The sequence below is a fragment of the Ihuprevotella massiliensis genome (assembly GCA_900095835.1).
Taxonomy (GTDB): domain Bacteria; phylum Bacteroidota; class Bacteroidia; order Bacteroidales; family Bacteroidaceae; genus Alloprevotella; species Alloprevotella massiliensis.
This window is the reverse complement of sequence record LT608321.1, coordinates 1,563,759-1,585,281: the sequence shown is the minus strand read 5'-3', so window position 1 is coordinate 1,585,281 and position 21,523 is coordinate 1,563,759. Positions and strand designations below refer to the sequence as shown.

General features: G+C 49.0%; 17 protein-coding genes. All 17 read right to left on the bottom strand.

The window, feature by feature from the left end:
- Positions 1–60: 60 nt before the first annotated feature.
- Positions 61–1,287, bottom strand: coding sequence for an FtsX-like permease family protein (locus BQ2633_RS06535; protein ID WP_075565911.1), 1,227 nt, complete (start codon positions 1,285–1,287; stop codon positions 61–63).
- 122 nt (positions 1,288–1,409) lie between these two features.
- Entirely contained in the window at positions 1,410–1,745 is a 336-nt protein-coding gene (gene rbfA / locus BQ2633_RS06530) for a 30S ribosome-binding factor RbfA (protein WP_044063079.1), read from the bottom strand.
- Between the two features lie 172 nt (positions 1,746–1,917).
- The gene (locus tag BQ2633_RS06525; RefSeq protein ID WP_075567266.1) at positions 1,918–2,568 is read right to left on the bottom strand and encodes a class I SAM-dependent methyltransferase; all 651 of its coding nucleotides are present in this window, start codon (positions 2,566–2,568) and stop codon (positions 1,918–1,920) included.
- An 83-nt stretch (positions 2,569–2,651) separates the two neighbouring features.
- A complete protein-coding gene (gene folK, locus BQ2633_RS11455; protein ID WP_075565910.1) occupies positions 2,652–3,554 on the bottom strand; it encodes a 2-amino-4-hydroxy-6-hydroxymethyldihydropteridine diphosphokinase in 903 nt (300 codons plus the stop codon).
- Positions 3,555–3,570: 16 nt separating this feature from the next.
- Entirely contained in the window at positions 3,571–4,626 is a 1,056-nt protein-coding gene (gene queA / locus BQ2633_RS06515) for a tRNA preQ1(34) S-adenosylmethionine ribosyltransferase-isomerase QueA (RefSeq protein WP_075565908.1), read from the bottom strand.
- An 83-nt stretch (positions 4,627–4,709) separates the two neighbouring features.
- On the bottom strand, positions 4,710–5,429 hold the full coding sequence (gene truB / locus BQ2633_RS06510) for a tRNA pseudouridine(55) synthase TruB (protein WP_075565907.1): 720 nt from the start codon (positions 5,427–5,429) through the stop codon (positions 4,710–4,712).
- Positions 5,426–6,505, bottom strand: a complete 1,080-nt coding sequence (locus tag BQ2633_RS06505; RefSeq protein ID WP_075565906.1) for an undecaprenyl-diphosphate phosphatase — start codon at positions 6,503–6,505, stop codon at positions 5,426–5,428. The genes truB and BQ2633_RS06505 overlap by 4 nt, the downstream gene beginning before the upstream one ends.
- Positions 6,502–6,855 carry a DUF3098 domain-containing protein gene (locus BQ2633_RS06500; protein WP_083234061.1) on the bottom strand — a complete coding sequence of 118 codons (354 nt, stop codon included), beginning with the start codon at positions 6,853–6,855 and terminating at the stop codon, positions 6,502–6,504. The genes BQ2633_RS06505 and BQ2633_RS06500 overlap by 4 nt, the downstream gene beginning before the upstream one ends.
- Before the next feature lie 186 nt (positions 6,856–7,041).
- Positions 7,042–7,914 (bottom strand): cell division protein FtsX, encoded by an 873-nt coding sequence (locus BQ2633_RS06495; protein WP_075565904.1) that lies wholly within the window; start codon positions 7,912–7,914, stop codon positions 7,042–7,044.
- Between the two features lie 425 nt (positions 7,915–8,339).
- Entirely contained in the window at positions 8,340–11,348 is a 3,009-nt protein-coding gene (gene secDF, locus BQ2633_RS06490; RefSeq protein ID WP_075565902.1) for a protein translocase subunit SecDF, read from the bottom strand.
- A gap of 1,722 nt (positions 11,349–13,070) precedes the next feature.
- Positions 13,071–14,099: a deoxyribose-phosphate aldolase gene (gene deoC / locus BQ2633_RS06480; protein ID WP_075565898.1), complete on the bottom strand. Its 1,029-nt coding sequence runs from the start codon at positions 14,097–14,099 to the stop codon at positions 13,071–13,073.
- A 54-nt stretch (positions 14,100–14,153) separates the two neighbouring features.
- A complete protein-coding gene (dtd, locus tag BQ2633_RS06475; protein WP_075565896.1) occupies positions 14,154–14,606 on the bottom strand; it encodes a D-aminoacyl-tRNA deacylase in 453 nt (150 codons plus the stop codon).
- A gap of 72 nt (positions 14,607–14,678) precedes the next feature.
- Positions 14,679–16,520, bottom strand: a complete 1,842-nt coding sequence (gene uvrC / locus BQ2633_RS06470; RefSeq protein WP_075565894.1) for an excinuclease ABC subunit UvrC — start codon at positions 16,518–16,520, stop codon at positions 14,679–14,681.
- 116 nt (positions 16,521–16,636) lie between these two features.
- On the bottom strand, positions 16,637–17,173 hold the full coding sequence (locus BQ2633_RS06465; protein WP_075565892.1) for an adenine phosphoribosyltransferase: 537 nt from the start codon (positions 17,171–17,173) through the stop codon (positions 16,637–16,639).
- A gap of 183 nt (positions 17,174–17,356) precedes the next feature.
- Positions 17,357–19,249 (bottom strand): tRNA uridine-5-carboxymethylaminomethyl(34) synthesis enzyme MnmG, encoded by a 1,893-nt coding sequence (gene mnmG / locus BQ2633_RS06460; protein WP_075565891.1) that lies wholly within the window; start codon positions 19,247–19,249, stop codon positions 17,357–17,359.
- Positions 19,250–19,577: 328 nt separating this feature from the next.
- Positions 19,578–20,006 carry an acyl-CoA thioesterase gene (locus BQ2633_RS06455; protein WP_075565888.1) on the bottom strand — a complete coding sequence of 143 codons (429 nt, stop codon included), beginning with the start codon at positions 20,004–20,006 and terminating at the stop codon, positions 19,578–19,580.
- Between the two features lie 79 nt (positions 20,007–20,085).
- On the bottom strand, positions 20,086–21,495 hold the full coding sequence (locus tag BQ2633_RS06450; protein WP_075565887.1) for a DUF2851 family protein: 1,410 nt from the start codon (positions 21,493–21,495) through the stop codon (positions 20,086–20,088).
- Between the last annotated feature and the right edge of the window lie 28 nt (positions 21,496–21,523).

Sequence of the window (21,523 nt, the reverse complement as noted above, 5' to 3'; positions counted from 1 at the left end):
AGCATTGGTGCAGTATCTCTGCTTATCAATGTCTTGCTGTGACTTTGTGGGAGATTTCTATTATTGCAGCAAGCGTTTGGTGAGCACCTGCACAGGTATCCAAACTGAGAGGAAACCCACTCCGATGACGGTCGCCAAGATGAGGGCGATGTCGGTGAGATGCACGCTGACGGGATAGGCAGGAATGATGAAATTCTGTCCGCTTCCAAACTTGATAATCCCGTATTCTTGTTGTAGCCAGCAGAGTCCTCCGCCAAGTGCTAAACCAAGCAAGGCTCCGAGGGTGGAGATGAACATGCCTTCGCGGACGAAAATTCCTCGGATTCGGCTGTGAGAGAGTCCTAGGTGACGTAAGGTCTCAGCATCATCGCGTTTCTCTATGATGAGCATGGAGAGCGAAGAGATGATGTTGAAACAAGCAATGAGGACAATGAAGGTGAGAAAGACATAAGCGATGAGTTTCTCCACGTTCATGATGTTGAACACGTCGGCTTGTTGCTCCATACGGTCGAGCACCTTGTAGCGATTGCCCACAATGTGGCGCAACTCTTCCTTCACAGCTTGGAGGTCTGCGTCAGGTTTCAACTTCAGTTCGAGGCGCGAGAGTTGACCGGGCTTTTCAAAGAGATCTTCAGCAAAGGTTTTGGAAGTGAGAATGTAGCTCTCGTCATATTTTCGCTGATTCACATTGAACGCCATCCCACTGCTGTGAAGGTCTTGCACCGAAAAGGACTCGATGGGGTTGGCAAGATTGATGCGCTCGCCGTCACGTGGGGCGCAAATCTGGAGTTGCTCAAAATCGAGTGTGCCAATCTGTTGTGCTAGTCCTTGACCTAGCACTCCATATTGCACGCTGGCAGCGGAGAGGACAAAAGGTTTGCGCTTGGGATTGACTAAGATGGAGCGGATGGCAGTGACTTTCTCAAAGTTTTTGTCGACCCCTTTGATGTAGACCACCAAAGGGTGACCGCGAAAGAGAATGAGTGCATTCTGTTCGAGCGTGGCACTGCTGGCGGCAACGGCAGGGTGTAGTTGCACTTTCTGAAGCACCATGTCATCCTCTGGTGCATATTTGCCCGTAGAGGGTACTACCACAATCTGGGGGTCGAAGGTGGTGTAGAGACTTCCGATGAGATCGCGAAAACCATTGAACACGCTGAGCGTGCACACCATGGCGGCTGTCGCCACTACAATTCCCCCCACGGCAATCGCCGAGATGAGGTTGATGGCGTTGTGACTCTTCTTGGAGAAGAGATAGCGGAGAGCAATGATGTTGGTGAGTGACATGGATGAAATCGCTTGTGATGCGCTGAAAAGCTGGCTATAGAGCAGCGTGGCACTGGTTTCTAGCCTTTGATGTACGGATGATTTCCTACGGCTGTCCTACGATGGGTAGCGAGCGGCGCAACTTATTGTTGCAAGAGTCGGTCGATGTTTTCGAGATAGTCCAAGCTATCGTCTACGAAGAACTTGAGTTCAGGGATGATGCGGAGCTGATGGCGCACGCGTTTGCCGAGTTCAAATCGAATGGCTGGGACATTGCCGTTGATGTTTGCCACAATCTCTTCGCTGCGCTCCGAGGGGAAGACGCTGAGATAGGCGCGGCAGATGCTCATGTCGGGGCTGATGTAGCACTTGCTCACCGAAACGAGCGTGCCTGCCATAGATTTTGTTTGTAAAAGGAAGATTTCGCTCAGCTCTTTCTGAAGCAGTCGCGATATTTTTTGTTGTCTTGTAGATTCCATGAGAATATGATTGATAGTATATGGAAAGAAGGGGAAACGATGGCAGAGAATCGAGTGGATACTACGCGATAAGTTTTAGCCTTAGCGCAATTACCGTGCATGGCGTGTGTGATGTTTGTACACTCAATGGGGAAATGCCTCGTGTGCTTTGTCCTATTCGATTCGCTGCTGGTTAGTCGCTCACCTTGCGAATGAGGGAGAGTCCATCGCGGAGGGGAAGAATGAGAGTTTCCACGCGTGAATCAGCTGCCATCTTGTCGTTGAAGGCGCGAATGCCTTCGGTTTGTGCGTCGTTGCGTTCGGCTTCTACCACATGTCCATCCCAAAGGGTGTTGTCGGCTAATAGGAAACCTCCTACTCGCATCATGGGGAAGAGAAGGTCGAAATAAGCACAATAGTCGCGCTTGTTGGCATCGATGAATGCTAAATCTATGGTGAGATGGAGCGGTGGGAGGAGTTTTTCAACTTCTCCGATGTGGAAGTGGATGTCAACGTTGGAAGACCACGGGGAGTTTTCTAGCCATGGGCGTGTGAAGTCCTCTTGTTCGTCATTGATCTCAAAGGTGTGGAGCACACTTCCGTGCGGCATACCAGCTGCCATCGACAGGGCAGAATAGCCAGAATACGTGCCAATCTCTACAACAGTCTGAGGTTGGTGCATCTGGCAGAGCATGGTGAGCAAACGTCCTTGGAGTGGACCACTCGCCATACGCGGACGAATGAGCTGCGTGTGCGTGGCGCGATAGAGTTGATAGAGATAGGGGTGCGCTGCAGAGGTATGACTCGCTACGTAATCGTCGAGAGCTTCGTTGACGTTGGACATGAGGGTGAGGACTTTGATGGGTGTCAGCATTGCAGTTGTGTCTTGAATAGACACAGAGCGTGCGAGTGTGCTGCGCCTTTCTTTTACAATCGAATGCAATAGACGTTGGTTTCTCTGCGCTCAAAGCCTTCCGACACATAGAGTGCATTGGCTGCCACGCGTTCTGGTCGGGAGGTGAGGTGGAGTGTGATGGCGCGGTGCTCAGCAGCGAGGTCTTTGGCTGCGCGGATGAGGCGACGCCCCAAGCCTTTGCCCCGATGCAATTCATCGACTACTACGTCCTCCACATAGGCTTTTGTGCCAGTGGGAGTGTACATCATGCACAGCGTAGCCATTCCCACCACCAGCATTTCGCCCGAACGATTGGCGTGCACCAAGATGAGATGGACATCGGGATGGTGAACGATGCGTTCCAGCGAAGCCCAGTCGAGTTTTCTACCTGGAGTGAGCTGTGGTAACAGACGATTGATGCTGTCTAGGTCAGAGAGTGAGGGCTCTGTGGGGAAAGCCAAATGATAATCTGGGGTGAGCTTATCGAGCAGTTGGCGGAAGGTTCCACCACCTTCGCCTGCGTATTCGCCATCAGGGTCAATTTCGACAAGGGGACGCAACACAAAGTCGCGTTCTGCCAAGCGAGGGTGGGGAAGTTCTAAATCGCGGTTGTGAATGTGGTGATCACCATATTGCAACAAATCGATGTCGATGGGACGATCAAAGTGCTCCCCTCCTTCACTCTTGCGCTCACGTCCGAGTTGCCGTTCGATACGTTTGGCAATTTGGAGAATGCGTCCAGGAGAGAGTTTTGTGTCGAAGATGGCAACAGCGTTGAGGAAGGCGTTGTCGGAGAGCATGTCCACGGGAGCTGTTTCGATGAGTGAGGAACAGCGGACAAGGGGTCCCACTTGCTGCGACATCAGTTGCACAGCTTGGTGAATGTTCTCCTCGCGGTCGCCAAGGTTGGCACCAAAGGCGATGTGTATGTGCATAGAAACTGATGAGGTTTTAATCAACAATGAGCATTACGTCGCCGAATGTGCCGAAGCGATAGCCTTCTTTCAAAGCCACTTCGTAGGCATTCATCACGTGTTCGTAGCCACCAAAGGCTGCAGTGAGCATGAGGAGTGTGGACTCAGGCATGTGGAAGTTGGAGAACATAGCGTCAGCCACCGAGAAATCGTAGGGAGGGAAGATAAACTTGCTCGTCCAGCCTTCAAATTCTTTGATGCGACCTTCTGTGCTCACACTAGCTTCAAGGGCACGCTGCACGGTAGTTCCTACGGCGCAAATCTTGCGTCCCTTCTCCTTTGCGGTATTGACCATCTCGCAGCACTCCTTGCGCACGAACATTTGCTCGCTGTACATCTTGTGTTTGGTGAGATCTTCCACGTCAGTTTGTGTGAAGTTGCCCAAGCCACAGTGGAGGGTGATGAAAGCAGATTCGATGCCCTTAATCTCCATGCGCTTCATCATGTTCTTGCTGAAGTGCAAACCTGCAGTGGGAGCGGTGACCGCACCTTCGTGTTTGGCGAAGATACATTGGAAACGTTCCAAGTCTTCGGGTTCAGAAGGACGCTTGATGATTTCATGAGGAATGGGAGCTTCGCCAAGTGCATAAAGTTGTTGACGGAACTCATCGTGATCACCATCGTAGAGGAATCGCAAGGTGCGGCCGCGGCTTGTGGTGTTGTCGATGACTTCAGCCACGATGGAGTTATCTTCTCCAAAGTAGAGCTTGTTGCCAATACGGATTTTACGCGCAGGGTCTACAAGAACATCCCAAAGACGAAGGTCGCGGTTGAGTTCGCGTAGGAGAAACACTTCGATGCGGGCACCCGTCTTCTCCTTGTTGCCATAGAGGCGAGCAGGGAAGACCTTGGTGTCGTTGAACACGAAGACATCTTCTTCATCGAAATACTCCAAGAAATCTTTGAACTCACGGTGTTCAATTTCCCCCGTTTTGCGATGGAGCACCAGCATACGGCAGTCATCGCGATGGGGAGCAGGGTATTCTGCAATCTTCTCTTGAGGGAGCTTATACTTGAATTGAGACAGTTTCATAAGTGAGATATAATTGGGGGTATGAGAAGTGCGGCACTCTCGTCATTGCTGTAGGCAGTGGGTGCACTTCTAGATGAAGAATTTTATTGAGGAAGTTCGGTTTCAATGGTTTGCTGTGCTAGCCAACCTTCGAAATCGTCGAGTTGCATGCAGTCTTCCACGCGGAAGTCGCCCACGCGAGTGCGTCGAAGCGAGGTGAGATGAGCACCACTGCCGAGGGCTTCACCGATGTCGCGTGCCAATGCACGGATGTAAGTGCCTTTGGAGCAGACCACACGGATGGTCAAGAACTTTTCTGCACCTGCCAAGGCACAATCCAGGAGTTCAAGTTCGTCGATGCGCAAGAGCTTCGGTTTGAGTTCCACTTCCTTTCCTTTGCGAGCCAAATCGTAAGCGCGCTTGCCATCTACCTTAACGGCGGAGAAAGCAGGAGGAGTTTGCCAAATGTCACCGATGAACTTCTTGAGTTGGGTTTCCACTAATTGGTGGTCGATGTGGCAAGTGGCGTAGGTGTGGTCTACGGGATGCTCCAAGTCAAAGCTGGGGGTGGTAGCTCCCAAGCGAAGGGTAGCGATATATTCTTTCACGCCAGCTTGCAACGTGTCGATTTGTTTGGTGGCACGTCCTGTGCACACCACCATCACGCCAGAGGCAAGTGGATCGAGAGTGCCCGCATGTCCCACTTTAATTTTCACTCCACCCATGGCGCGCGTGAGCAACCAGCGCACTTTTGCCACCAGTTGAAAAGAAGTCAGCCCGAGTGGCTTATCGAAGGTCAGGATTTGTCCAGTTAAAAAGTTCATGCAGGGCGTTGCGTTGCTGTTATTGTGCGCTGAGACGTAGAGATAGTGCGCTGAGAATGAATGTTAGTGCGACTTTGTGCAGCAGACTCCGCGTGAGGAGTTGCTGTTTTGCTTTCGTTTTCAGTCTGGAGTTTAACTCCGCAGAGGGGCAAAGCCAAAATCACTGCGCCAACTACGATGCGATACCATCCGAAAGCACGGAAACCATAGCGCGCAATGTAGTGGATGAAGTATTTCACTGCCATAAGTGCCACTACAAAGGCGATGAGACTGCCCAAAAGGAGTGTGGTGAGGTTGCCGTCCGCCGTGAGCACTTGCGTGCCTGTGAGGTGTTGTACCGTGCCATCTGCGAGGGTGATGTCTGCCCCATGTTTCATGAGGTCGTAGACTTCCTTCACAGCAGCCCCAAACATAGTTGGAACGGCGAGGAAGAAGGAGAACTCCGCTGCCATCTTGCGTGTGAGCTTTTGTTGCATACCGCCCACGATGGTAGCCATGGAGCGAGAAGTGCCAGGAAGCACCGCTGCAATGCACTGATAAAGTCCAATCATGAAAGCGCGACGATAGGTCACGGGTGTGTGCGAAAGGGCTTCTACTGCGGCTTTGTCTTTGGGGGCAAAGAGCTGATCGCAGAAAAGCATGAACACGCCACCAATGATGAGCATCACAGCTACCATGGTTACACTCTCTAGGTTTTGATCTATAACGTCTTTCAGCGTCAATCCTACCACCACTGCAGGCAATACGCCTACGATGAGTTTGAGGTAAAAGCGCCAAATGCGCGACCACCATTGCCCAAATCGTGATGTGTCTTGTGAGGCTTGGACAGAAGCTCCTTCTGCTGACGTTTGTTTTCCCAAGGCATCAGCCGATGGATAGAAAAACTTGCGCCAATAGAGCACCACTACAGCCAGGATAGCGCCCAACTGAATGATGACAGTAAAGGATTTCACGAAAGTCGTCATTTCGACGCCCAACAACCCTTCTGCAATCATCATGTGTCCTGTAGAACTAACGGGGAGAAACTCAGTGAGTCCTTCGACAATCGAGATGATAATGAGGTCTAGGAGATTCATGCTTCAGCAGAGGTTGTAGCGCAAGAAGTGGTTTGGAGGGGAGCGTCTGTCTCGAGGGTCACCACAACTTCCGCTTGTGTGTCGTTTGTGGTCTGAGCTTGTTGAGGATTTTCCGCCTCGTTCTTCGCCTTTGGACGATAGAGGATGGCAACAATCATGAAGAGATAACCCAAAAAGCAGATGATGGGAGCTACGACAGTGCGCGTGTTGTCAAAGATAGCGGGATTAAATTGTGTGTCAGTGCTACCTTTTCCGCTCATCAACACAAAACCGATGAGCACGGTGACGATGGCAACAGCCAAAAGATAGAAATTGATGGCTGAAAATGCGAATTGCTGTTTCTTTTGCATGGCGCAGAATTTAGCAGAGTTGTAGAGAATGAAAAAATGGTCAATGACAGAGCGCAGACCTCGCAAGAAGCGCGCAGAGTCTTGGACTAATAGGTTGAATCTAGCTAAGAAATTCAGCCCCTGATCAGGAGCGGAGGAAAATCTCGTTGGAGGATAGGGGTTGCAGTGTGCAGTCTTTGTAGAATTCTAATAGAGATAAGCCTCATGACGACTCATGCCCAAGTGCTTGTTCACGGAGAAGAAGGCACTGATGACGGTGAGAATCACACCAATCAAAGGTACGCTCACCAAAGTCACCAACATCACCGTGGGAGTGATGAGGGTAGAAATCTCTTTGTCCCAAGTCATCAAACCATACATGCCACCATAGAGCACAGCGTCAGCCACGAGTCCAGCCCAAAAGCCGATGTTGAAGGCTTGCCACAAGAAAGGACGACGGATGAAACTCCATTTTGCGCCCACGAGCTTCATAATTTGGATAGAGTGTCGACGCTTGGCAATGTTCATGCGCAGGGTGTTGTTGATGAGCGCAAGGCTCACAAAGCCTAGCAAAGCAGCCACCACGAGGAGCACGATGCTCACCTTGTTGATGTTGCTGTTGATGTTTTGCATCAAATCTTCGGGATACACCACGTCCACCACGCGTTCGTCGGCTTGCAACTTAGGCATAAACTTTTTGAGTGAGTCAGTGTCGGCGTATTCCGCTTTGAGCTGTAGTTCAAAAGAGGCGGGGATGGGGCTATAACCCAAGAATTCGTTGGGGTCGATGTTCAAAGCCTCGCTCTGCAACTTTGTCGCCTTTTCCTTAGAAATGTAGGAAATGCCGCGCGTGTAGGGCTGTTGCTTGAGCGTCGTTTGAAGATCATAGGCTTGTTCATGGTTGAGGCTGTCGGAGAGCAGCACCTCGACGGTGAAGTTCTCACGCAAGGCGCGACTAAGATTGTCTGCCATCGTGCCGAAGAATACAACTGTGCCCACGAGAATCAACACTAAGGTGGTGCTGATGCCGGCGGTGACGTATCTAAAACGTCCGTTGTTACGTGGTTTTCGCTTACTCATTGTGAGACGGTATGCAGGGTTTACCCCTCTTCTTGCAGAGAAAAGGGTAGAATGAGGGTAATTTGCTGCAAAATTACAAATTAAGTGGGGACTGCCACACTATAATTCTCTTTTTAACATTACACCTCATTCTCCTTTTTAGGGCTAAGATGGAGAAGTGGCTACGGCCTTGTTGAACGCGCTGCGTGCTTCGCAGGGAGGTCCACCTACTTCGATGGAGAATTTCTTGTTGAGGGAGCTTCGTCGAGCGATAGAAGAATGTGGAACATGCGTTGCTGTTATTAAACCAGCTGCAAGAGGTGATGCGCAGCTGCGATGGGATATAAAAAATCTCCCACCCCTCATGAAGAGGAGTGGGAGATGATATTTGGATTAGGCTTTCCTCAGTGATTGCACTGTGGACACTGGGGAAAATCTTTGAGGTATTATGCCTTAGCAGCCTTTTTTGCTTGACGGCGACCATAGATCTTGTAAGCGATAGGTGCAGCCATGAAGATAGAAGAAAGAGTACCTACTACAACACCGAGAATCATAGCAAACGAGAATGAGCGAATCGCGTCACCACCGAGGAAGAAGATGCAGAGGAGCACCAAGAGGGTAGTGAATGAGGTCATAATCGTACGCGTGAGCGTGTTGTTGATGGAGTCATTGAAGAGACGTTCGGGGTCGCGAGTGGGGTAGAGACCGATGTTTTCACGGATACGGTCGAAGACTACCACCTTGTCGTTGATCGAATAACCAATCACCGTGAGGATAGCACCGATGAACGTCTGGTCTACTTCCAATGAGAAGGGCAAGAAGCCCCAGCACACTGAGTAGATGCCGATGATGATGAAGGTATCCACTGCCAAAGCCACGATTGCACCCACTGAGAACGCCACGCTGCGGAAGCGGAAGAGGATGTAGATGAAGATGGCGATGAGCGAGAGAATCACACTGATGATAGCACCACGAGTGAGGTCTGCTGCTACGCTAGGACCAACCTTCTGTGCAGAGATGATAGAACCACCCTTGCGGTTGTCGCGATCCTTGAAGGTTGCGTAGTCTGCATTCACCAACTTGTTGTTGTGGAGCGCGCGCCAGATGAGTTGTTCTACTTCTTGGTCTACCTTTTCATCGTTTTGGTCAATCTTGTAAGAAGTTGAAATGCGGAGAGCAGGGTTCTGGGTGGTTACGATAGAGAGAACACCTACCGTACCTGTTTGACCTGTCTTGGCAATTTCGTCTTCTACTGCCTTCTTCACTTGTTCGGGATTTGCCTTCTGTTCAAATTCCACTACGTAGTTGCGACCACCAGTGAAGTCAATACCACGTTGGAGACCACGAGTTGCCAATGACACAGCACCTCCCAGCACGAGGATAGCCACGAGGATGTTCGTCTTAGAAGCCATCTTCATGAAACCGAAATTGGTGTTGGTGAGGAACTTCTTAGAGAGACCTGTTGTGAAGGTGAGATTGAGCCACTTGTCTTTGTCAAGGAAGTGTTCGTAAGCAATGCGAGTGAGCCAAACAGCGGTGAAGAATGAGGCTACGATACCGATGGCGAGTGTCAAAGCAAAGCCACGGATAGGACCTGTACCGAAGTTGTAGAGGATAATCGCAGTGATGATAGACGTGAGGTTAGAGTCGAAAATCGCAGAGAATGCGTTGCCGTAACCATCCGCAAGAGCTTGTTTGATGTTCTTACCTGCACGGAGTTCTTCCTTCGTACGTTCGTAAATCAATACGTTAGCGTCCACCGCCATACCGAGTGAGAGCACCATACCCGCGAGTCCGCTGAGTGTGAGTGCAGCTTGGAAGGAGGTGAGCACACCAAAGGTGAAGAAGAAGTTGAGGATGAGCGCCATGTTAGCGACCATGCCAGGGATCACGCCATAGAAAGCGCACATGAAGACCATCAAGAGCACGAATGCCACTACGCAGGCGGTGAAACCAGCTTGGATAGACGCAGCACCGAGGCTTGGTCCAACAGTTTCTTCTTGTACAATGTTGGTGGGAGCAGGCATCTTACCACTCTTGAGCACGTTCGCCAAGTCTTGGGTTTGTTGAGTAGTGAAATTACCGCTGATTTGTGACTGACCACCGTTGATTTCATTTTCGATTACAGGTGCGCTATACACCACACCATCAAGCACGATAGCCACAGGTTTCTTGAGGTTGTTGCGAGTCACAATAGCCCATTCGCGAGCACCTTCCGGTGTCATGGTCATGGAAACCATTGGCTTGTGGTATTGGTTGAAGTCGTCCTTTGCGTTTTCTACTACTTCACCAGCAAGTACAGCACCGCCATTGTTGCGACGAAGCGCATAGAGTTCATAAACGCCCTTTTCTGCGTTTACGCTCCAAGCAAGATTGAGGTCAGCAGGAAGGATTTCCTTTGCCACCTCTGAATGGATAGCCTTGTTGACTGCAGCAGTGTCTGTGGCGCGCACATAACCTACGATTGCAGATTTAGGATTACCAAGTTGCATAACAGCGAGGAGGGGGTGTTGCTTGAGCGCTTGTGCGCGAGCAGCATTTTCCTTACCGATACCATCAACCATTTTGTCTTGGGCGTTGCTGCCCTTGAGTGACGCCAAAGCATCTTTCACCTTAGTGTCAGTAGGCTTAGTGTCGGCTTTTGTGCTGTCTACTTTCGTAGAGTCTGTAGAAGTTTTGCCAGAGTTGATTTGAGCCAAACGAGTGTCGAGGGCTTGGAGAGCACCTTGCACTTCGCCAAGGGTGTAGGTTTCCCAGAATTCGAGGTTTGCACTACCTTGGAGGAGCTTACGCACGCGCTCGGGTTCCTTGATACCAGGCATTTCTACCATGATTTGACCCATTTGACCACGGCCCTCAAGGATTTGGATGTTGGGCTGAGCCACACCGAAGCGGTCGATACGTTGTTGTACCACTTGATAAGAGTTGCTCACTGCAGCCTTAATTTCCTTCTCGAGTGCAGCCTTCACTTGTGCGTCTGTGCTGCTAGGTGTGATACCATCGTCTTTAAGACGAAGAGAGAAGAGACCGCCGAGTTGGTTGGCACCTACTTCCTTTTGGTACTTGCTCACGAAGACATCGAGGAAGTTGTCTGAAGACTTAGCAGCTTCAGCTTGTGCTTCAGCAAGAATCTTCTTCACTTTGGGGTCTTCAGCACCACTGCCAGCGAGGTTTTTCACCACGTCGGGCACCGACACTTCGAGAATCACGTTCATACCGCCTTTGAGGTCGAGACCTAAGCCGATTTGGAGTGCTTCGCACTTCTTGTAACTTTGTCCCAGCCATACACCCTCGTCGCTTTGACGTAAAGAGTCGAGGTATGCTTTGCCAGCTTCTACGCCCATCGCTTCAGCTTTCTTCTCGTAATGGTTAGTTACGAAGCTGAAACTCAAATAGTAGACGCAGATAAGGGCAAGCAATACGGCGATTACTTTGACAAATCCTTTGTTTTGCATTTGAATTGAGGTTTATTTTATTGTTATTGATTTCCACTGAGGGGGTGATAAGGATGAACTTGTTGCTCGTCGACATCGTAAAACACCTCTTTCGTGTCTAGAGTCTTCGCCAAGGTACACTTATCAGCCTGCAAATATACCAAATTATTTTCAGATTTCTGTCTCGTTGGCTCGAAATCCGCGCTTTCTTCTCTCCTTTATGCTGTTTTCTCTAGTCTTTTGCTAAAATTTGCGCTAAGTTGCTTCGTTTTATATCGCCAATCTGGACCCATGATTGACTCACTTTTCCGATACCTCATTTTCTGCTTCTCGCGCGCACGCGTGCGCGCACATACTGCAATTTCGCTCTTTTTGCTTTCACAACCTTCACAGAAATCCGTGTAATGCATTGTGTGCAAGTGTGATATGTGGGTTTTTGCCCCTACTTTTTGTGACGTTTGATCGTCGGGGTAGGGTTTCTGCGAATAATCTGTTGTTTTGGACTGATTTTCTTTGTTGAGAAATGTGTTTTTTTTCGCCTTTTCTTTCCTTTTGGATAGAGGATAAGCGTGGTTCTTCGTACAGCGTTTATTCGCAATGGTGGGTAAAGGGTTTATTCTCGTAGCTATGGTAGTTGTTGTCTAAGCGGATTTTCGGAAAATATTGAGTTTGTAGACGAGGTTTCTTGTGCCGATGTTGTGATGTTTTTGAGTCTTCCCTTAAGAACTCCGACAGAACAGAAAAAACGTGGGAGTTTTTTCAAAAAATCTCCCACGTTTTTTGAGAATTCTCCCACGTTTTTGGAAAAAGCTCGGACATTTTTTGCGTGATTTTTGGTGATGTTTTGAAGCGCGTTAGCTGGTTTTTCTGTGTTTTTGGAGGTGTTTGAGTTGTCTGAACCTAAACGAATGTTATAAAAAGGGCTTACAATTCAGTCTGTCAGACGATTACAAAGAAAACTGTGAAGGTTGTGAAAGCAAAAAGTTATGTTTCTCTGTTACGCGCGCGCGAGGGATGGCAATTCAGCATGATTCTGCTGTCGTGTAAGGTCTATTAACAGTGACAGTTTGAGGAAATTTTTCACGGCACTGAAGAATGAATCACATGGGTTGGGGTTTAATATCTTGCAAATAGGGCAGCATGTTTTTTGTGGGGCTGATGTTCCTCTTGCGGCAGCGAGAAATGAAGGAGGGTAGGAGCAACGCTTGTTGTCATAGATAAGTCTACCATTTTCAGCATTTTTCATGACCGAATAGTGGGAAGTGAGATAATTACGGAACTGTGATGTGTTTATATGCTGTTGTTCCGTGTGTTGTTTTTCCCGTCTTTTTACGTACACTAGATTTTCTTGGAGTTATCTTAGTATGCTAATTGTCAAAAGGATATGACTTTCTGAGACCATTGGTCTTACCTCACTATCAAAGTTGATAGGTTTTACTAGAATTCGCGAAATAAAAAGACAAAGTAAAATTCTACAATAAGAGGTGGATTTCCGTTTTTCCGGTGAAATCGGCAATATGAGACAAAAAATGCGCGCACATCTCTCAGAAATGAGAAGTGTGCGCGCAAATGTTAGGATTTTGCCGTGAAAGAGTGGGGCAGAGGTCTTGAAGTTGTCTTACTTGCTTGCTCGTGGAAATTTGCGATTGTCGACCTTTCGTTTGTTGCGAGTTTCGCAGCTTTCAGATTGCGTTGTAAAAACGAGCAGTGCTGTGGAGAAGAACACTCACAAGGTTGCGATTTTTAGTAATTGACCGCCTTGCTGCTGAAAGGCGCGATGTCTTCGCCCACGATAGCAGAAGCGAGGAGATTTGCCAAACGGCTGGTGCCGATGCGGAAAAGACCTTGCTTGATGTAGTCTTCGCCAAGGGTCTCTGCCACGATGGTGTAGAAATCGATGGCTTCATCTACGGTCTTGATGCCACCAGCGGCTTTGAAGCCTACAAGACGACCAGTTTGTTCCTTGTATTCCAAGATAGCAGAGCACATTACCAAAGCAGCTTCTGGAGTAGCGGCAACAGCGACTTTCCCTGTGGAAGTCTTGATGAAGTCAGCACCGGCATACATGGAGAGGATGGATGCTTTTTTGATCAGTTCAGCAGTTTTGAGTTCGCCAGTCTCGAGGATAACCTTGAGAGGGTGGTCACCGCACACTGACTTGAGCTCTGCAATTTCGTCGGCGCAAGTTTCGTAGTCACCACTCAAGAAGGCACCTACAGAAAGCACCATGTCGATTTCATCGGCACCATCAGCAAGTGCAAGTGCAGTCTCCACAGTTTTCACTTCGAGGAAGGTTTGAGAGGCGGGGAAACCACCGCTCACGCAAGCCACTTTGACGTTATCGGCTTGGAGATTTTGGCTTACCGTAGCAGCAAAATTGGGGTATACGCAGATGGTTGCCAAAGGTGGAAGGTCAGGATGTTGGTCGCTCCAACGGTTGACGCTCTCTGTGAAATTGAATACGCTCTCGTGTGAGTCTGTCACGGTGAGGGTGGTGAGTTCCACCGTGGAGAGGAGGGTGTGCAGCACTTCGGGGGTGTTATATTTCTCGCGGTTTTGTGAGATGATTTCGCGTACAGTGCTGCTCACCTTCTCGTCGCTAAGATGGAGCTCGTATTTTGAAAAGGCTTGTTCGTACTGGTTATCATCGTCATGATGGGAGTGACCGCATTGACAGTCGTTGTTGTGCTGTTCGTGCCCTTCGTGTTGGCAGCAGCAATCATGTTCGTGATCGTGGTGTTCGTGACCACATTCGCAGTGATGTTCAGACATAGTGATAGTATGTTATGGGTGTATGGATGATTATATGGAAGCAAATGGGGGAATTTATTCCTTGTTATGTGTGTCCATGAGGATTGTGACAGGACCATCGTTGAGGAGGGATACTTGCATGTCTGCGCCGAACTCTCCGGTGGCAATGGGTCGTTGCAAGCCCAGACTGAGATTTTCCACAAAATACTGGTAGAGGGGCTCGGCATGCTCTGGACGAGCGGCACGGATGTAGCTGGGGCGGTTGCCCTTCTGCGTTGCTGCCATGAGGGTGAACTGACTCACCACCATCACTTCTCCTTGGATGTCCACGACGGAACGATTCATTACCCCTGCTTCATCGTCAAAGATGCGCATTTTGAGGATTTTCTGCACGAGCCATTCGGCATCGGATGCTGTGTCGTCGTGCGTGATGCCAAGCAGCACGAGGAGACCTTGCTCGATGTGGCTGTATTCTTGGGCATCGATACTAACTTGTGCGTGTTTGACACGCTGTATAACAACTCTCATAGTTGCAAAGTTACGTTTTTCTTCCGATTATATCTAGTACTACTTAAGATATTATCTTTTAATGGAGGGAGTTTAGACTTCTTTCTCGCTCGTAGGAGTGGGATGTAGGGCTTCAAAGAGCTTTGCACCGCGCTTCTCTCCCAACACTTCTTGAAATTGTTCCACTGTTGTCGCGAGGATTTGTTTCACACTGCCGAAGTGTTGTATGAGGGTTTGCTTGGTTTTTTCGCCTATTCCTGGGATGTTGTCTAGAGCAGAGGCGGTTTGTCGTTTGCTGCGCTGTTGGCGATGGAAGGTGATGGCGAAACGGTGCACTTCGTCTTGCATCTGCGTGAGCACCTTGAAGAGGTAACTGTCGAGTTGCACGCCCACTGACACCGGAGGATTGCCAAAGAGTAGTTCGCGGGTGCGATGGCGATGGTCTTTCACCAGACCTGCTACGGGGATATTTAGTCCGAGCGCTTCGATTTCACCGCGAATAGCTTCCATTTGTCCGCGCCCACCATCGGCAATGATGAGGTTGGGCATAGTGCCGTCTTCCTCTTTCAGACGAGCATATCGCCGATGCACGACTTCGCGCATCGAGGCGTAGTCGTCTGGACCTTCCACAGTCTTAATATGGAATTTGCGATATTCCTTCTTCGCTGGTTTGAGTTTGTCGAATACCACGCAACCGGCGACAGCATCAGTACCAGAAATGTTGGAGTTGTCGAAGATTTCGATGCGGAGAGGGAGGGAAGGTAGTCCCAGTTGTGTTTGTATTTCCTTCATCAATCGCACTTGCTTTTGCTCGGGATTGAGTTTTTCGGCTTGTTTTAGGCGGTCAAACTTGTATTGTTTGACGTTCTGGCGCGAAAGATCGAGGAGGGTTTTCTTTCCTCCTTGTTGCGGCACGACTAGTTTGGCGTAGTCATCGGGCAGTTCCACCAAGAAGGGCAACACAATCTCTTTGGACTTTGATTCGAAGCGTTCGCGCATCTCCACAATGCCAAGGGCAAGGAGGTCTTCATCGCTTTCATCGAGTTTTTTCTTAAACTCGAAGGTGAAAGATTGGGTGATGGCGCCATTGACGACGTGGAGAAAGTTGATATAAGCCAATTTCTCGTCGCTTTCGATGGAGAAAACATCGATATCGTAGCTGATCTGCGACACAACTTCTGATTTAGCACGAAAGTTTTCGATTAAATCATACTTTCGTTTCAATATAGCCGCTTCTTCAAAACGCATTTCTTCAGAAAGTCGCGCCATTTCATCGCGAAGATGCTGGGCTACAGCACGGGTGTTTCCTTTGAGAATCTCTCGACAAGCCTCGATGTTGCGCATATATTCTTCGTGGGTCTGCTTACCCACGCATGCTCCCTCACATTTATGGATGTGGTAATTGAGACAGAGCTCATATTTCCCTGTTTTAACCCCCACTTCCGTCATTGGTTGATGGCACGGACGCGGTTTGTAGAGCTTTTGACACAAATCTAATAAGGCATACATTGTGGGCAGGTGGCTATAGGGACCAAAATAGGTGGCCCCTCTACGTTCGCGGTGTCGTGTCTTGAAGATGCGAGGGAGATATTCGTGGGAGATCGCGATGGAGGGGTAGGTCTTATCGTCTTTGAGTAGGACGTTGTAGCGCGGTTTGTATTGTTTGATGAGCGCATTCTCCAACAACAAGGCATCTTCTTCCGTATTCACCACGGTGTAGGTGATGTTGCGAATCTTTGATACCAAGATACTCGTTTTGCGATTTTGGTCCTTATTGAAGTAGGAAGCCACACGGCGCTTGAGATTTTTTGCTTTGCCCACATATATGATGGTGTCTTCCTCGTCGTAGTATTGATAGCTCCCCGGCTTCTCGGGAAGATTTGAAACAATACCTTTGAGTTTTTGCTGAAGCGCTTCTTGTTCTGCCTTGTTCATGGTGTTGTGGTGCTAAGAAAAGGCGACCTCGTCCTTGGAGTTACGTGAATGTCCAGGGAAGGAGGTCGCCTTTGTGGGTGAAATAAGGAAAACAATGCCTTTGCAACGAGAGGTAATTACTCGTTGAGTGTGAGCAAAGCGGTTATTTCTGCCTTGTTTCCGAGGAATTCTTTTCCTTTTAGTCCTTCCATGCGGAGCTCGATGAGGAAGTTGACGTAGATTTTTTTTGCGCCAAAAGAATCCACCAAGTCGATGGCGGCCTTCATAGAACCACCAGTGGCGAGCAAATCGTCGTGGATGAGTACGACGTCTTCCGATGAAATCGCATCGGTGTGGATTTCTATCACATCTTCTCCGTATTCTTTGAGATAACTCTGCTTGCGTGTCTCTCCTGGGAGCTTGCCAATCTTGCGGCACATCACGAACCCGACGCCAAGACGTTGTGCTAAAATAGCGCCCATCACAAAACCGCGGCTTTCGATGCCGACAACTTTGGTAATGCCTTTGTCTTTATAAAGGTGCACTAATTCGTCAAGGATTTCATTCAAACACGCAGGCTCGAGGAAAAGGGTGGAAACGTCTTTGAATTGAATGCCGGGTTTGGGGAAATCGGGGATGTTTCTCAGATGAGAGAGTAACAATTCTGTATTCATAAGTGTTTGATAATTCGCCAGGTGACGTTGTTTTGTTTCACGTGGAACGCAGGTGTTTTGCGATGATCTGCGCTGAAAAACGCGATTCCATCGATTTTCTGTTCCTTTATGATGGCGCTACTTAGAGTGAAACTAAAACTATGTGGCGTAAACGGTTGATTCTATAATAAATGATGCAAAGTTTTATCTTCCTAGTAGCACGAGGAGGACGGAAATATCGGAGGGAGAAACGCCTGGGATGCGAGAGGCCTGTGCCAAAGTCTCTGGATTCACCGCTGTCAATTTCTGGCGAGCTTCTGTGGATAGTTGTGTGAGGGAGTTGTAGTCGAAGCGATCGCGGATGCGGATGTCTTCGAGACGTTGCATTTTGTCTGCCAGTGCTCGTTCGCGAGCAATATAGCCATCGTATTTAATGAGGATTTCTGTCGCTTCCATCGTCTCTTCTCGATCCACATTGTCGGAGGAAAGCGGTGCAAAGAAGCTTGCTACGGCAGGAATGTCTTGGAGGCTCGAGAAGTCTTCCACTTTTAATTCTGGACGTGCGATGAGTTCAAACAATTTTGCTCCGTGATTGAGCGGCTGTGAACCGTGGCTTTCCAAAAGTGCATTCACCTCGCTTGGTTTGAGATTGCCAGATTTGGCGGCTTCTATCATACCTGCGATTGTGGCTTGTTTGTGATGGAATCGTTCCAAACGTTCGCGAGTGGCGATGCCGAAACGCTCTGCGTAGGGTGTGAGGCGCACATCGGCATTGTCTTGTCGGAGCAAAATGCGATATTCTGCACGAGAAGTAAACATGCGATAGGGTTCGTCCACACCTTTCGTGACCAAATCATCGATGAGAACGCCAATATAGGCTTCATCGCGTCCGAGGGTGAAGCGTTCGTTGCCGTTGCAAGAGAGTGCAGCATTAATACCAGCCACGATGCCTTGTCCACCTGCTTCTTCGTATCCAGTGGTGCCGTTCACTTGTCCGGCAAAGAAGAGACCTTCCACTTTCTTCGATTCCAACGAGTGGTGGAGTTGTGTGGGAGGGAAAAAGTCGTATTCGATGGCGTAACCAGGGCGATATACTTTCACATCGCGGAAACAGGGCATTTGTTTGAGCGCTTCGATTTGCACATTCATCGGAAGAGATGATGAGAAACCATTTAAGTAAAGCTCGTTAGTGTCCAAACCTTCGGGCTCTAAGAACAGCGGATGCGAATCGCGACCCTCAAACGTTACCAGTTTTGTTTCGATGGATGGGCAATATCTTGGACCGATAGATTGAATTTGTCCATTATAAAGCGGAGAGTCTTCGAGTCCTTGGCGCAAGATGCGGTGAACTTCTGCATTGGTGTTGCACGTCCAGCAGTTGAGTTGTGGTAGTGGTCGATGCTCTGAAATGAAAGAGAAGCGGTGAAAATCGTTTTCACCAGGTTGCAATTCCATTTCATCGAAGTGTACCGAACGCGCGTCGATGCGTACAGGAGTACCTGTCTTCATTCGAAGGCTTTCGATGCCGAGTTCGTTGAGTGCTGTGGTGAGGAAGGTTGAAGCAGGTTCGGCGCAGCGACCACCTGGTACCATCTTCTTGCCGATGTGCATCAAACCATTGAGGAAGGTGCCCGCTGTGATGACAACTGCACCTGCACGAAACTCCGCGCCCCAAATCGTTCGCAAACCAGCAATTCTGCCGTTTTCAACGAGGAGTTCGCTTACTTCGTCTTGCCACACATCAAGGTTTTCGGTGTTTTCGATGCGGTGACGCCATTCTGCGATGAAGCGAATGCGGTCGCATTGTGCTCGTGGGCTCCACATGGCAGGACCTTTGGAGCGGTTGAGCATGCGGAATTGTATGGCGGTGGCGTCTGTCACCAAGCCCATCTGTCCGCCTAGTGCATCAATCTCGCGCACAATCTGACCTTTGGCAATCCCACCCACGGCAGGATTGCAGCTCATTTGTGCTATTTTGTTCATGTCCATTGTGATGAGAACGGTGCGTGCCCCCATGCGTGCAGCAGCGGAGGCAGCTTCGCAACCTGCGTGTCCTGCTCCTACAACAATGACATCATAGTGAAATATCGTGTCCATATCCTGCAAAGTTAATGATTTTCGGGCAGATAACCGAATTCTATTCTTGAGCTCTCTACTTCAAAATAGACAACAGTAAATCAAACCTTCCCGATTTTTTTAGTTGTATGAAACTTATTATTCGATGAAATCGGAATTTTTTGAGGAAAGGGCGTGGAAATTTAATAATTCCAAAATAGAAGCGACTTACGTATTAGCAACAAAAAAGTGGCGCTACGAATTCTCGTAGCGCCACTAAGGATGGGTAAATTAAGATATGAGATGAAAAAGAAGGGAGAAAGCTGAGAAGCGGAGGCTTGGGAGCGATTTTGCCACCCATCCCCCGATTTTACAATCCAAACTTTTCGTTTAGCTCTGGACAGTCGGAGAGACGACCATTGATGATAGCAACAATATCGGTTTGAGCACGGAGAGATAGTACTTCCTTTTGGTAAGAGGGGTCTTTCTGTGCGCGCTTTTCATCAGCCAAGCGCACAATGTCCTGATGGAAAACATAGCGAAGGCCTTGTTTTTCGAGAGCAAGACGGATCTCGAATTTATCGCCGGGACGGAGCGATGTTTTGAAGCGCATGTTGAGTTGTGCCACTACCACGTCGATGCCACGTTCGTGGAGGTCGGCGAATTCGATGCCGAGGGAAGCAATGAAGCAGCTTCGGCAGTGTTCGTTGTAGTTCTGATAAACTGCATTGTTCACGATGCCCTGGATGTCGCATTCGTAGTCGCGCACCACCATGGGGAGGGTAAAAATAGGTTGCATATATTAGAAGCTATGAAATGATGAAATCAATGTTTGTGAGGGAGTTGTTGAAAATGGTGTCGCTCTTCGCTCGAGAGTTTTAGAAAAGCGATTTACGCTGTTGGATATAGCGCGTGCCAAATCTGCAACGCAAGCAGTCGTGTCGATCACAGTATTGCCATTTGAGTTGCAGCAATGCTTGGGAGTCAGCAGCATGTTCGGCGGTGATGCCTACAGCTTGCCACATCTGCACCACGTGATTGCGCTCCGCCCGAAGTTGCTCAAGCCAATTGATGGCTTTGTCCATGAGTGTCGAGTCTTGGTGGTGACGTCCGAAGGCAAAAAGAAGCGGGATGACGGCATTGATCAAAAGTAAATCTTGACTTCCTGTTGAAAGGCAGGGCGTAACTTTTAGAGCCTTTTTCTTGCTGTCTACTTCTTTTTCGCAAGAAACAGTGTTTACCTCGCGATTTTGCTCTTGAGAACATTCTAATCCGTTCTGGTATTTGTCTTTCTTTTTCGTGGTTTTTGCGGAGTTGTCTCCAAATTTATAGCGGTCTATCCAATAGGGTAGTGTGTTGAAAGATAGTATGTTGCGTGCGTCTTCTACAGAGGTGGATTGACGGATTCGTGCGAGTGAAAAGCGTTGAGATCCGTAGAGCGCAGCCAACTGAGCCAGTCGTACGTGCGGAAAATTCTGCGGACGGAGTCGTAGGAATTTCCATTCCAAGGGGGAAATAGGAGTTAGGGAGAATTTTTGTTGAAGAAAGCGATAGTCGCGCACTAGGGCTTGAAAGTGCGAGTCTTGTTCGGAGGGAGGGGTGCGCTCGGTATCTAGCAAACCAGCTTGTCCAAAGAAGAAAGCCTCAATGAGTTGTGCGTCGTCGCGGTGCTTCCCCGTGTGTTGAGGATCGAGAGTTACTGCCCATCGTTCGAAGGCATCCGTGTTTTTACCAAACCCAAAGGCGCGTGCTAAAACGATGAATGCCACGCGTTCCCAGTCGCCACTCGTTTCCGTTAGCCAACGGTCTATGCGCTCTGTTTTTTGTTGCAGTCGCTCGAAAGTCAATGCCGAGAGCCAAGCGTGTACCTCGAAAATCGGCAGTGAAGCCAACAGTTGATGACAAGGAGGATAATTGTCTTCTTCCATCAGTTCGTGATAGTTGTCTGCTACATGTTGGGGCACCTCAATCACCAGTTGCGGGAGGGCTCTTCCTGACTTCGTAGACACTTCTCTATCAGCTTCGCACACTACATGGAGAATCACATTGTCGTAGCGTGCATCAGTTTCGTGCTGATGGCGAAACCAGTCGGAAGATCGCAAATGAATCTCCACATTTCCCACCCAAAGTTGTGTGCCGATGCGTATTTTCGCATTGAAAAAATCAGGACCCGCATCTGTGTTGTGGAGTCCCACATCGAGCACTTCCACTACTTCTCCCTGTGTGGTAGCGAGGGAGGTCTGTGGAAATAGGCGGTGCTGCCAGACATAGTGTAAGAGTGCTTCCATGAGTGTAATAAGGGATGTACGGAGTGTT

Excerpts from the sequence above, each read along its gene's own strand:
- BQ2633_RS06455 (WP_075565888.1), bottom strand. The coding sequence starts at position 20,006 with ATGCAACCTATTTTTACCCTCCCCATGGTGGTGCGCGACTACGAATGC.
- queA (WP_075565908.1), bottom strand. The coding sequence starts at position 4,626 with ATGAAACTGTCTCAATTCAAGTATAAGCTCCCTCAAGAGAAGATTGCA.
- folK (WP_075565910.1), bottom strand. The coding sequence starts at position 3,554 with ATGCACATACACATCGCCTTTGGTGCCAACCTTGGCGACCGCGAGGAG.
- rbfA (WP_044063079.1), bottom strand. The coding sequence starts at position 1,745 with ATGGAATCTACAAGACAACAAAAAATATCGCGACTGCTTCAGAAAGAG.
- BQ2633_RS06495 (WP_075565904.1), bottom strand. The coding sequence starts at position 7,914 with ATGAGTAAGCGAAAACCACGTAACAACGGACGTTTTAGATACGTCACC.
- BQ2633_RS06505 (WP_075565906.1), bottom strand. The coding sequence starts at position 6,505 with ATGAATCTCCTAGACCTCATTATCATCTCGATTGTCGAAGGACTCACT.
- secDF (WP_075565902.1), bottom strand. The coding sequence starts at position 11,348 with ATGCAAAACAAAGGATTTGTCAAAGTAATCGCCGTATTGCTTGCCCTT.
- BQ2633_RS06525 (WP_075567266.1), bottom strand. The coding sequence starts at position 2,568 with ATGTCCAACGTCAACGAAGCTCTCGACGATTACGTAGCGAGTCATACC.
- uvrC (WP_075565894.1), bottom strand. The coding sequence starts at position 16,520 with ATGAACAAGGCAGAACAAGAAGCGCTTCAGCAAAAACTCAAAGGTATT.
- dtd (WP_075565896.1), bottom strand. The coding sequence starts at position 14,606 with ATGAGAGTTGTTATACAGCGTGTCAAACACGCACAAGTTAGTATCGAT.
- BQ2633_RS06450 (WP_075565887.1), bottom strand. The coding sequence starts at position 21,495 with ATGGAAGCACTCTTACACTATGTCTGGCAGCACCGCCTATTTCCACAG.
- deoC (WP_075565898.1), bottom strand. The coding sequence starts at position 14,099 with ATGTCTGAACATCACTGCGAATGTGGTCACGAACACCACGATCACGAA.
- BQ2633_RS06500 (WP_083234061.1), bottom strand. The coding sequence starts at position 6,855 with ATGCAAAAGAAACAGCAATTCGCATTTTCAGCCATCAATTTCTATCTT.
- BQ2633_RS06535 (WP_075565911.1), bottom strand. The coding sequence starts at position 1,287 with ATGTCACTCACCAACATCATTGCTCTCCGCTATCTCTTCTCCAAGAAG.
- BQ2633_RS06465 (WP_075565892.1), bottom strand. The coding sequence starts at position 17,173 with ATGAATACAGAATTGTTACTCTCTCATCTGAGAAACATCCCCGATTTC.
- mnmG (WP_075565891.1), bottom strand. The coding sequence starts at position 19,249 with ATGGACACGATATTTCACTATGATGTCATTGTTGTAGGAGCAGGACAC.
- truB (WP_075565907.1), bottom strand. The coding sequence starts at position 5,429 with ATGAACTTTTTAACTGGACAAATCCTGACCTTCGATAAGCCACTCGGG.